This is a genomic window from Mesobacillus sp. QJM3NY_10 (assembly GCF_056173465.1).
Map to the genome: position 1 here is coordinate 4,202,760 of NZ_CM149675.1, position 11,916 is coordinate 4,214,675.

The following is an 11,916-nucleotide window of genomic DNA, read 5'->3' on the forward strand; positions in this document are numbered from 1 at the left end:
GTGTTAAACGTTTCCCAATATATAAGGAGGCTGGGTGCAATGAAAATCCTCTGGGATCTCGACGGGACAATACTTGATACATGGCCGACATTGGTGGAGGCGTTCACGGTCGTTGCGAAAAAAGACCTGCCGTATGAAGAAGTCCTTCCCCATCTGAAATATGGTACCGCATATGATTTTTACAGAGTCGATAAAAATATGGTAACTGAATTCCGCGAAATTGAACGCACTTTGCCAAATGATCGGAAACCGCTTTTCCCGTTTGTAAAAGATGTATTGTCTGCCTCGGACGCAAATGTACTCGTGACCCATCGCAATCGGCGCTCAACAGAAGAGCTGCTGGAACACTGGGAGCTCGGCCAATTTTTCGAGGAAGTGATTTGCCCTGCCGATGATGGCTATTCGTTAAAGCCGGATATCCATGCGTACCAGTACCTGCATGATCGATATGGTTTGGATCTAGCTGTCGGCGACCAAAGCACAGACCTGATTCCCGCCAGGAAGATTGGTATTAAGACATGCTCCTTCCGTGAAGCAAACGAGTTTGCAGACGAAACCATCTATTGTTATTCAGAATTTCCTTATAAGTAGAGGCAAAATGGCAATCTGGAACATCAGAAGCGATAAAGGGTGAATTCCCTGCCAAATTGAGTGTTGCCAGCAGCCTGTTTTAGATGAAAAATATTTTTATTGGCGAAAAACAAATTATTTCGACCACATTTTGAATTATATTGGCGGATTTTTGATTTTATCGACCACTTTTGGAGATATTTCGACCACATTACGCAATAATTCGACCACATCCAGATAATTCCCAAAACAAAAAAAGCGAAACGGAGTGAAATCCGCTTCGCTTTTACTTTGTTGGTGCTTTTCCGTAAATCTCATCATCAGCCCAGCGTTGTGCCAGTTCTTCCTTCGTATAGATGACCCGCATTGGGTTGCCGCCGACAAAGGCCCCTGCTGGGACGTCTTTGTGGACGAGTGTTCCGGCGGAGACGATGGCGCCGTCACCGATCCTGATGCCTGGCATGATCGTGGAGTTGGCCCCGATCATGACTTCGCTGCCGATCTCGACGTCGCCGAGGCGGTATTCCTTGATCAAGTATTCATGCGCCAGGATGGTTGTGTTATAGCCAATGACCGTATTGCGGCCAACGGAGATTTTTTCCGGGAACATGACGTCGAGCATGACCATTAACGCAAAAGATGTCTGGTCGCCGACGTTCATTTGCAAAAATTTGCGGTAAAGCCAGTTTTTCATGCCGAGAAATGGCGTGTAGCGCGCCACCTGGATGACGACGAAATTTTTAACGACCTTCCAGAACGGGACGGTTTTATACACGTGCCAGAGCGAGTTTGCTCCTTCTACTCGATAACGAGTCGTCCTTCTCATGCTATACTCCCAAGATTGGCAGGAGATCAGCCATGTTCTCTAACATGTAATCTGGATTGTACTGCTCAAGATGCTCTCTTCCCTTAATGGACCAGGCAACGCCTACTGTCTTCGTGCCGGCATTTTTACCGCCGAGGATATCGTGGTGGTTATCGCCGACCATGATGGCACGTTCAGGAGTGGAACCAAGCATGTCCAATGCTTTTAAAAGTGGCTCAGGATCCGGCTTCGCTTTTTTGACGTGGTCAAGCGCGACGACAACCTCGAAAAACTCGTCCAATCCGGTAAGCTTCAAGCCCATCTGGACTACATCCGAACGCTTCGTCGTAACGATTCCTAAATGGAAACCGCTCTCCTTCAACGTTCGGACCGTTTCATACACTCCCTCGAATCCTTTTACCAATAGGTCGTGATTAGCCAGGTTATAAGTCCGGTAAGTGGTGATCATTTCTTCGTAGCCTTCAGGATTCATTGGCTGGAACGTATCCTGAAGAGACGGCCCCAAAAACGGAAGGACATCCTCCCGTTTGTATTGGCCGGGATAATAGGTTTCCATTGTATGGAGAAAAGATGAAATAATCAGTTCGTTTGTATCAATCAGAGTCCCGTCAAGATCGAACAGGACCGTATCTATTTTATTGCTCATATACTGCTTCCTTTCTTTTTGCAATGTCCGCGCGGTTCCAGATCATCGCAACTGTTATCGTCAATAATATCGCCACACCAAGGCGGATCAATAACAGCGGCAGGACTGGAATGCCAAGCGGAATGAAAATCAATGTATCTTCAATGACTGCGTGGCAGGCAACAAGGAAAATGAATGCAAGCGTGACATCCTTTTTGCTTACTCCATCCTCCTTGACTGCCTGGATCATCACGCCTGCGCCGTACGCAAGCCCGATCAGCAGGCCGGCTGCCATTGTCGTCGAGGTGTTCTCCTTCATGCCAAGCGCTCTTGTAACCGGCGCCATCCATCTTGAAAAAACGGCAAGCCATTGCTTATCCTTCATGATTTGCACGACGACCATCAGCGGGATGACGATGATCGCCAGCTGGAATATACCGACTCCTGCCTTAGTGATGCCTTCAAGCAAAATCGCTCCCCATCCAGAGACCTCTTCACTTTTAGAAGGGACCATACCATATTGTGCGATTTCAGAACCGCCGTTCCAAACAAGATTGATTACCACCGCAGATATGAACGCAAGCCCGAGGCGGACGAGGACGATAACCCACAGCTTGACGCCCACCTTGAGAGCTACACTCGATTCAACAAGCATATTATGTGAAAAGCTCAGCATCACCGCAATGATGAAGACTTCTTTTACCGTCAAATCAAGCGTCAGGATTGCTCCGATGGCCGCGTATAAATTAAGGAAGTTCCCGATGACAAGCGGAATCGCCGCATCACCAGACAAACCGAGCAACGACATCAACGGCGTAATCAATTTGATTATCCACGGCAGGACAGGTGTATATTGAAGGATTGAAACAATCAGGGTGACAGGGAAAATGACTTTCCCGAGCGCCCAAGTCGTATTCAAGCCAACCATCAACCCTCTTTTCAATGTAGAACCCATCGAAGCATCTCTCCCATTTTTTAGCCTTAGTTCATTTTATTTATAGGGCTTCTTTTTTAGTAATCCGAAATTCTAGTTCTCTAAGTATAGCACTTTCGAATAACCTTTGACTCTTCTGAAAATCCATAAGCCGATTGCAAAAACAATCAACGCGATTGAGATTGTCTGGGCAATTCGCAATGATTCCGTCAGCATCAAGCTGTCAGTCCGCATTCCTTCAACAAAGAAGCGGCCGATTGAGTACCAGATGACATAGCTGAGGAAAATCTCCCCGCGTCCAAGGTTGACTCTGCGCAATGACATGAGCAGGATGAAACCTAGCAAATTCCAGATCGATTCATATAAGAACGTTGGATGATAATATGTTCCATTAATATACATCTGGTTGATGATGAACTCTGGCAGGTGCAGGTTTTCCAAGAACGCCCTTGTTACTTCTCCGCCATGCGCTTCCTGGTTCATGAAGTTGCCCCAGCGTCCGATTGCCTGTCCTAGGATGATGCTAGGAGCTGCGATATCGGCCAGCTTCCAGAAAGAAACATTCCTGGACTTCGTAAAGAAATAAGTGGTGGCAACAGCACCGATCAATGCACCGTGAATCGCGATGCCCCCATTCCAAACTTTGAAAATCTCGCCTGGATACTGTGCGTAATACTCCCATTGGAAGATTACATAGTAAAGCCTTGCAGATAGTATTGCGATTGGAATCGCCCAGAGCATCAGATCCGCAAAGATATCCTTTGGCAGACCGCGGCGTTCTCCTTCACGCATGGCAATCCATAATGCGAGCGCAATTCCAAGTCCAATGATAACGCCATACCAGTGCACCTCGATCGGCCCAAGCGAAAAAGCAATCGGGTCGATTGGCTGAATATTCTTTTCCATGTCATTTCCCCTTTTTCTATATAAAAATCAATCGTACCAGCACTTTGGCTGTTCTTAATCAAACGTTTGATTAAGAATATTTTTCGTGAAACTGCGAGTGCCGCAGTTATTTATAAAGTACTTTACTACTTAATGTTCGTCATGGTCACCGTCTTCGATGACGTCGGACAGCCTGTTGGTGAATTGTTCGGCTGCATTGACGCCCATGCGCTTCAGCCTGAAGTTCATTGCTGCTACCTCGATAATGACAGCGAGGTTTCGGCCTGGACGGACGGGAATTGTCAGCTTGGTGATATCGGTGTCGAGAATCTTCATCTTCTCTTCATCTAAGCCCAGTCTGTCGTAAGATTTTTTCTGATCCCAAATCTCTAGGTCAATGATCAGGGAAATTCGTTTATGTGAACGTACGGCACCAGCACCAAACAGCGTCATCACATTGATGATGCCTACGCCGCGGATCTCCAGAAGGTGCTCAATTAGATCAGGTGAGTTCCCGACCAGAGTCCCGATATCCTCCTGGCGGATTTCAACACAGTCATCTGCTACTAGACGGTGTCCCCTCTTTACCAATTCAAGCGCGGTTTCACTTTTACCGACACCGCTTTTTCCCGTGATTAGGACGCCGATCCCATACAGATCAACAAGTACTCCATGGACTGCAGTCGTCGGTGCCAGTTTGCTTTCTAGATAGTTAGTCAGATGACTCGAGAGCCGAGTTGTTTTTTGCTTCGAACGCAAGAGAGGTACTGATTCCCTTTCGGCTGCCTCGACCAGTTCAACAGGAACCTCCATGTCTCTTGTGACAATGATTCCTGGCGTAATATCTGTACAAAGCTTTTCCATCCGCTCTGCCCTGTCGCGAGGGTTCAATTTTTCAAAGAAGGTAAGCTCTGTTTTTCCAAGAAGCTGCAATCGCTCTGCAGGATAATATTCAAAATAACCAGCGATTTCTAGTCCTGGTCTTGAAATGTCAGTCGTGGTGATCGGACGATTGATTCCTTCCTCTCCACTGATCAATTCCATGTCAAATTTCTTGATGATGTCTTTAGTACGGACTTTTGGCAATGAAGTTCCTCCTTTATTAGAACGTTAATTTCCCACATGATAACAATACCTTTTATTTTAGCACTTTTTTAAGAAGAACCAAATATAAGGAGACAAAAAACAAGCTGAGTTTCCTGAGATCATCTAAATTGGTATTATCCACTCTTCCTGCTAGTACCAAAGCTATATTTTTCATAAAAGGTATAGACAACTATACAGTAGACTTGTTATCATCATTTTGTAAGCGAATTCATTCTTTTCTGACTATTTTACAATAAGAGGGGGAAACACCATGCGTAATGAAGAACGCCTGGCAAGAGAGATACTTGAGCAGCTTGGCGGCGCGGACAATATTGCTGATGTTGCTTCGTGCATGACCCGCCTGCGCGTCAAGCCGGTTGACTACAGTAAAGTGGATATCGCCGGCATCAAGAAAACTGATGGCGTGCTCGGTGTCGTGGAAGAAGAGACATTGCAGATTATTTTGGGACCTGGAATTGTCACCAAAGTGGCCAATGAAGTTTCTGAGATTACCGGGAAGACTGCCAGTCTAGTAGACGAGTCCGACCCGGATCCTTTCGAAGGACTTGCCGGCCGTACCAAGGACGAACTTAACAAGAAAAATGCGACTCCGTTCAAGCTATTCCTGCGCAGAATCGCCAGCATTTTCATTCCGCTGATTCCAGCGATTGTCGCTTCAGGTTTGATTGCTGGGATTACGAATGTTATTGTCCGTTCTGGCGCGGACCCTGAATCGTCACTGATCCAGATTCTTAACCTGATCGGCTGGGGTATCTTCAGTTATCTTGGTGTGTTTGTCGGAATCAATACTGCTCGTGAATTTGGAGGCTCACCTGCTCTTGGCGGTGCTGCTGGTATCCTGATCATCAACCCGGGTCTGGCAAACATCACATTGTTTGGCGAAGCACTAGTCCCTGGCCGTGGTGGATTGATCGGCGTTATGCTTGCTGCAGTTTTTATTGCGATGCTTGAAAAACGGATCCGTAAATTCGTTCCGTCTTCTTTGGATATCATCATTACTCCTACTCTATCATTATTGATTACTGGTATTGCTACACTATTCGTGCTTCAGCCTGTTGGCGGATGGATTTCCGATTTGATCACCAAGGGCTTGCTTGGAATTCTTGATGTCGGCGGAATCCTGGCAGGATTGGTCCTAGCCGGAACATTCCTTCCTCTTGTTGTTACAGGTTTGCACCAGGGCTTGACTCCTGTGCATATGGAATTGATCAACACGATTGGTGATGACCCGCTGCTGCCAATCCTCGCAATGGGTGGTGCAGGACAGGTTGGTGCGGCATTCGCGATTTACTTTAAGACGAAGAATGAAAGACTTAAAAAGGTCATCAAGGGCGGGCTGCCAGTAGGTATGCTCGGCATCGGCGAACCACTTATTTTCGGTGTTACCCTGCCGCTTGGCCGTCCATTCATCACTGCCTGTTTAGGGGCAGCAGTTGGCGGAGCATTCCAGGCATTCTTTAAGATTGCAACGATTGCCATCGGCGTTTCCGGTATCCCTCTTGTATTCCTTGTCCATACAAATCAAATACTGCTCTACTTGCTTGGACTTCTGATTGCCTACGTATTCGGATTCATCTTCACCTGGACGTTTGGCTTCAAGGAAGAAATGGCAAAAGGGATCTAGAATGCAAATAAAGAAAAGGAGGAGAGCTATTTTCCTCCTTTCTTCTTTTCTATTAATCTGTTTTGATTGGAGGGATTGCCCATGCTTGGCATTTCCGTATATTTGAACAAGGATTTGATGGAGAAAAATGCTGCCTGGATTGAAAAAGCAGCTCAACACGGACTTAAATCGATTTTCACTTCCTTACATATTCCTGAAGATAATCCAGCTGAGTATAAAGAACTTTTACAAAAGCTTGGAGAACTTGCAAAAAAACACAAAATGGAGCTGATGGCGGATGTCTCACCCCGCTCATTGGATTACCTTGGTTTGGACTGGGATCAGTATGATGAGCTGCTAGATTGGGGACTATCAGGTATCAGGGCTGATTATGGATTCACATCACAGCAGATCGTGGAGCTTTCGAATAAAATGAAGATAGGAATAAACGCCAGCACGATAACCAAGGAAGAACTTTTGGCCTGGATCGATGCTGGTTTAAATACCGAGAACGTCGAAGCATGGCACAATTTTTACCCAAGGCCTGAAACGGGGTTGGACAAGGAGTTTCTGATTGAGAGAAATAACACGCTCCGCTCATTTGGCATTACGACAATGGCTTTCGTTCCTGGGGACAAGGACTTGCGCGGGCCGGTGTTTGCTGGTCTCCCAACAATTGAAAAGCATCGCGGCCATCTGCCCCATTTAGCTGCTGCAGAGCTAATGGTCTCCTGTTTTACCGATAAAATCTTAATTGGAGATCACGCTGCATCAGATGAGCAGCTGAAATTACTAGCCTTCCTTGGTGAAAAGATCATTCCGCTGCGGATTGAGGCTGAGAACTCGGAGCACTCCGAATTATTGAGAAAGACTCTGACAAACAGGATGGATCCTGCTCGCGATGTCATCAGAGCAGTTGAATCACGCTCCTTCGCCTCAATGGGAGAAAAACGTGTCCTCCCTTCTAATCAGCAGGAAAGAAAACGCGGGACGATCACCATCGATAATGAACTATACGGGCGCTATGCAGGCGAATTGCAAATAACCGTTAATGACCTGCCACAGGATGAAAAAGTGAATTGCATCGGAAAAGTTATCAAAGAAGACTTGCCTTTGCTTGATGAAATTAAAGCAGGGCAAAAATTTCAATTTATTGTGAGGGATGGACATGGAAATCGCAAAGCTTAATACAGAACAGCAAAACCCGAAAACAATGAATATCGACTTGATGTCGACAGAGGAAATCATTACCTCCATCAACCAGGAAGACACCCTCGTTCCGAACGTGCTCGCAAGGCAGGTTCCGAACATTTCGGAGGTCGTTGACAGGATTGTCGCTTCCTTCAAAAAAGGCGGCCGTCTGATCTATATCGGTGCTGGGACTTCCGGACGACTCGGAATCATCGATGCTTCCGAATGCCCTCCGACGTTCGGAACCGATCCTGGGCTTGTTGTTGGAATAATTGCGGGTGGCAAGGAAGCGATGACCGAGGCAATTGAAGGTGTCGAGGATGACAAACAGCAGGGTCAGGCTGATCTTGCAAACATCAATCTAACAGAGGAAGACATCGTTGTCGGAATCGCTGCCAGCGGTCGCACACCTTATACGATTGGTGCACTGGAGTACGCTAAGGAAATCGGTGCCCTGACTGTATCTGTCGTTTGCAGCAAGGATTCCGAAATGGAGAAAATCTCCGACCACACCATTTCCGCAGTCGTCGGTCCGGAAGTCATTACCGGTTCCACTAGGATGAAAGCTGGTACTGCACAGAAGCTGGTCCTGAACATGCTCTCCACCGCTTCAATGATCAAGCTGGGCAAAGTGTATGGCAACCTGATGGTTGATGTCCAGATGACGAACGAAAAACTACATAACCGCGCTGTCAATATCGTCAAGATGGCAAGCGGTGCTTCTGATGAGGAAGCAAGAACGGCAATCAAGGAGCAAAATTACCATACGAAAGCCGCCATCCTGCAAATCACGACAGGACTCAGGGGAACTAAGGTCAGAGAACTACTGGAAAAGCATGATGGCTACCTGAGAGATGCAATCAGTGATTTTTACAAAGGAAGCGCAAAATAACATTGTCTATACCACCTTGGAATTATCTTGCATAATCTACCGCGGTATAGACAACCCCTATAGGTATTTGTATAATATTAAGTAACAGAGGGTAAAGAAATGAAGAACTAGGACATAACTTTCAGGTGATATAGAATGAATGATTTATTGCTAGTCAATGCCAGAATCTTAACGGAAGATGGCATGATTGAAAAAGGATACATTTATATAAAGGATGGGAAGATTGTTGAAACAGGGTTAGCCTCCTCCCTCCCCCAACATCAGGCGGAGATCATCGAGCTCCCTGAGGAAAGCACTGTTGTTCCAGGGTTCATCGATGTGCATATCCACGGTGCTGGCGGAGCCGACACAATGGATGCCACCACTGAAGCCCTAACGACAATGGCGTCCATTTTGCCTGAGGAAGGTACAACAAGCTTCCTGGCAACGACCATCACCCAGGATCAAAAGGCAATAACGAAAGCACTGGAGAATGCTGGCGATTATATCAGACATCATAACAATCCAGGTAAAGCCGAGGTGCTCGGGCTCCATTTGGAAGGACCATTCATCAATGAATCACGCAAAGGAGCCCAGCCTGCAAAACACATCATCACACCTGATCTCGAGCTGTTTGCGAGGATGCAGGAGGCTTCCGGCAATAATATCAGGCTCGTGACACTCGCTCCGGAAAAAGAAAATGGCTGCGAGCTTATTGCATACCTTGCTGAAAATGGTGTCATCGCCTCGGTTGGCCATTCGGATGCCACCTACGGACAGATGTCTGAAGCCGTTAAGGCAGGCGCTACCCATGTGACCCATTTATTCAATGGCATGCGCGGGATGCATCATCGAGATCCAGGCGTCGCCGGTGCCGCCCTGCTTTTTAACGAGTTGAAAATCGAGATGATTGCAGATGGAATCCATGTCGTTCCCGAAATGCTCGATTTATCAATTCGCGCCAAAGGGACGGATGGAGTCATTTTAATCACCGACTCAATGCGAGCGAAATGCCTTAAAAATGGCAGCTATGATCTTGGCGGGCAGGAAGTCAGGGTTGCAGATGGAAAAGCTCTTTTAGCTGATGGCACGCTTGCCGGCAGTATTTTAAAAATGAAAGATTCTTTAAGAAACATGATGGAATTCACCGGCATCAGTCTTGAAGAAGCAGTGAAGCTGGCCAGTGAGAATCCCGCCAGGCAGCTGAAAGTTTTTGACCGGAAAGGAAGCATTGCTTCAGGAAAAGATGCAGACCTTGTCGTACTTGACCATAACCACGAAGTTGCCATGTCGTTTTGCCGGGGAGTCGCGAGTTACACCCGTTAAAATTCAGCTATGAAAGAGGTGATGACGTTGAAACTGATTACAACTTCAAATTACGAGAAGCTTAGCCAGCAAGCTGCAGAGGAAATCATCTTCCGCATAAAGAGAAATCCATCGCTCAACCTTGGACTTGCTACCGGGAGCACACCGACTGGCCTCTACCAGGAGCTCATCAATGATCATAAGCAGAACAAAACCTCTTACAAAAAAATCAATACGTTCAACCTGGATGAATACATCGGCATTTCGAAAAAAGACCGTAATAGCTATCACTACTTTATGTGTGAACATTTATTTGAGCACATTGACATTCCGCTTGACCAGACGCATATTCCAGATGGAACAGCGAAGGATCTCGACGAGGAATGCAGACGCTATGAACAGTTCATTAATGAGCAAGGCGGCATAGACCTGCAAATTCTCGGTATTGGGCAGAATGGCCATATTGGTTTTAACGAACCTGGAACACCCTTTGACAGCAGAACGCATATCATCGACCTGGCAGAAAGCACGCGACAGGCGAACTCAAGATTTTTTGAATCACTGGAAGACGTTCCTAAGCAAGCAATCACCATGGGGATTGCCTCGATTATGGACAGCGAGGAAATCTTCCTGCTTGTTTCCGGTGCTTCCAAGGCAAAAGCACTCGCTACATTAATAAATGGCGATATCAGCGAACAATTCCCTGCCTCCGCTCTCAAAAACCATGGAAATGTCACGATTTTCGCTGATAAAGATGCGACAGCATTGCTTTAAGCATCTTCTGAAAAATTGCAAGCAGTCAGGAGAATGACCTATGATTGATAAAAATTCACCCATACCTATTTACCACCAGCTCGAGGAGTATATCAAAGCCCAAATCGACAACGGCGACCTCGAGCCAGATGAAGCGATCCCCTCTGAACGCGTCTATGCCGATATGTTCCAGATCAGCAGGATGACGATCAGGCAGGCATTGACGAACCTTGTCAATGACGGATATTTGTACCGGCAAAAAGGCAAAGGCACGTTCGTGAACAAAAAGAAGGTCGAACAGCGCCTGCAGGGATTGACAAGTTTCACAGAAGATATGAGAGAACGAGGACTTACTCCGGGAAGCAAACTCGTTTCGTTTGAAATCATACCATCCGGACGGGAAATAGCAGAGCGACTCAAGCTCAGTGAAAACACACCAGTTTATGAAATCAAACGTGTCAGGCTTGCAGACAATGTTCCGATGGCCCTCGAGACCACTTATCTTCCGGCTAATCTAGTCAAGGGATTGACAGAGGAAATCATCAACCATTCACTTTACCAGTATATCGAAGAAAAATTATCGCTTACGATCCACGAAGCCACCCAGCAAATCGAAGCATCGATTGCGAAGGAACAGGAACTGCGCCTCCTCGAAATCGAAAAAGGCTCCCCTGTCCTGCTGATTTTAAGGACTTCGCATTTAAAGGATGGCACACCATTCGAGTTCGTCAAATCAGCCTATCGTGCAGACCGATACAAATTTGTGCACACCATGCAGCGTGGCTGATGAACAGAAGAGATCCTATCCGGGTCTCTTTTTTTGGCAGTTATTCCTTAATTGCTTTTAGCGAAATGTCGAAAAGGAAAATATCACTCAGCTTATTTCCACGGAAATAATCGAACCCTCTTGTCGAATTATTTGACTGATTAGCTTAAAATGGGGGTACTAAATAAAGAAGGAGTAGATACCATGCTTAAGAACTTCCAGGTTGATGATCACGTCAAGAATCTAATGACAGATGAAATAAAAAGGTATTTCCTTGAAGAACGTGGTGAGGAGCTTGGAGACCTGGCAGCCCTGCTGATCCTTGAATTTTTTGCAGACAAGCTCGCTCCTCATTTTTATAATTTTGGAATCCAGGATGCCCATGAGTTCATTTCCCAGCGGGTAGAAGATATTTTTGAGTTGAATAAGTGATTTTTTGTTCCATGAGTGGATGATTTCCCATAGTAGTGTTAAACAATG

The 11,916-nt window shown here is 46.3% G+C and carries 13 protein-coding genes; 8 read left to right on the plus strand and 5 right to left on the minus strand.

Translation table 11 applies throughout. The features are described from left to right. Positions 1 to 39 precede the first annotated feature (39 nt). A complete protein-coding gene (locus tag AC0VX7_RS21260; protein ID WP_475425787.1) occupies positions 40 to 591 on the plus strand; it encodes an HAD hydrolase-like protein in 552 nt (183 codons plus the stop codon). A 265-nt stretch (positions 592 to 856) separates the two neighbouring features. Here the strand turns inward: AC0VX7_RS21260 and AC0VX7_RS21265 are convergent, their stop codons facing one another. The 5 genes from AC0VX7_RS21265 to hprK form a co-directional block, all read right to left on the minus strand. Continuing rightward, entirely contained in the window at positions 857 to 1,396 is a 540-nt protein-coding gene (locus AC0VX7_RS21265) for an acyltransferase (RefSeq protein WP_475425788.1), read from the minus strand. A 1-nt stretch (position 1,397) separates the two neighbouring features. Further along, on the minus strand, positions 1,398 to 2,042 hold the full coding sequence (gene ppaX, locus AC0VX7_RS21270) for a pyrophosphatase PpaX (protein ID WP_475425789.1): 645 nt from the start codon (positions 2,040 to 2,042) through the stop codon (positions 1,398 to 1,400). After that, complete coding sequence (locus AC0VX7_RS21275) at positions 2,032 to 2,976, minus strand: nucleoside recognition domain-containing protein (RefSeq protein WP_475425790.1); 945 nt, start codon at positions 2,974 to 2,976, stop codon at positions 2,032 to 2,034. Before AC0VX7_RS21275 ends, ppaX begins: the two co-directional genes overlap by 11 nt. A gap of 72 nt (positions 2,977 to 3,048) precedes the next feature. Next, entirely contained in the window at positions 3,049 to 3,861 is an 813-nt protein-coding gene (lgt, locus tag AC0VX7_RS21280) for a prolipoprotein diacylglyceryl transferase (RefSeq protein ID WP_475425791.1), read from the minus strand. A 129-nt stretch (positions 3,862 to 3,990) separates the two neighbouring features. Then, positions 3,991 to 4,926, minus strand: a complete 936-nt coding sequence (gene hprK, locus AC0VX7_RS21285; RefSeq protein ID WP_041967444.1) for an HPr(Ser) kinase/phosphatase — start codon at positions 4,924 to 4,926, stop codon at positions 3,991 to 3,993. Positions 4,927 to 5,197: 271 nt separating this feature from the next. Here hprK and AC0VX7_RS21290 point away from each other — a divergent pair, with 271 nt between their 5' ends. From AC0VX7_RS21290 to AC0VX7_RS21320, 7 genes are all read left to right on the plus strand, one after another. After that, positions 5,198 to 6,571, plus strand: coding sequence for a PTS transporter subunit EIIC (locus AC0VX7_RS21290; protein ID WP_475425792.1), 1,374 nt, complete (start codon positions 5,198 to 5,200; stop codon positions 6,569 to 6,571). Positions 6,572 to 6,652: 81 nt separating this feature from the next. Continuing rightward, positions 6,653 to 7,738 carry a DUF871 domain-containing protein gene (locus tag AC0VX7_RS21295; protein ID WP_475425793.1) on the plus strand — a complete coding sequence of 362 codons (1,086 nt, stop codon included), beginning with the start codon at positions 6,653 to 6,655 and terminating at the stop codon, positions 7,736 to 7,738. Continuing rightward, positions 7,719 to 8,633, plus strand: a complete 915-nt coding sequence (gene murQ / locus AC0VX7_RS21300; protein WP_475425794.1) for an N-acetylmuramic acid 6-phosphate etherase — start codon at positions 7,719 to 7,721, stop codon at positions 8,631 to 8,633. The genes AC0VX7_RS21295 and murQ overlap by 20 nt, the downstream gene beginning before the upstream one ends. 135 nt (positions 8,634 to 8,768) lie before the next feature. Further along, positions 8,769 to 9,938, plus strand: a complete 1,170-nt coding sequence (gene nagA / locus AC0VX7_RS21305) for an N-acetylglucosamine-6-phosphate deacetylase (protein ID WP_475425795.1) — start codon at positions 8,769 to 8,771, stop codon at positions 9,936 to 9,938. Between the two features lie 27 nt (positions 9,939 to 9,965). After that, positions 9,966 to 10,691 (plus strand): glucosamine-6-phosphate deaminase, encoded by a 726-nt coding sequence (gene nagB / locus AC0VX7_RS21310; RefSeq protein ID WP_475425796.1) that lies wholly within the window; start codon positions 9,966 to 9,968, stop codon positions 10,689 to 10,691. Positions 10,692 to 10,731: 40 nt separating this feature from the next. After that, positions 10,732 to 11,457 carry a GntR family transcriptional regulator gene (locus AC0VX7_RS21315; protein ID WP_475425797.1) on the plus strand — a complete coding sequence of 242 codons (726 nt, stop codon included), beginning with the start codon at positions 10,732 to 10,734 and terminating at the stop codon, positions 11,455 to 11,457. A 183-nt stretch (positions 11,458 to 11,640) separates the two neighbouring features. Next, on the plus strand, positions 11,641 to 11,868 hold the full coding sequence (locus tag AC0VX7_RS21320) for a DUF2164 domain-containing protein (RefSeq protein ID WP_475425798.1): 228 nt from the start codon (positions 11,641 to 11,643) through the stop codon (positions 11,866 to 11,868). Positions 11,869 to 11,916: the final 48 nt, after the last annotated feature.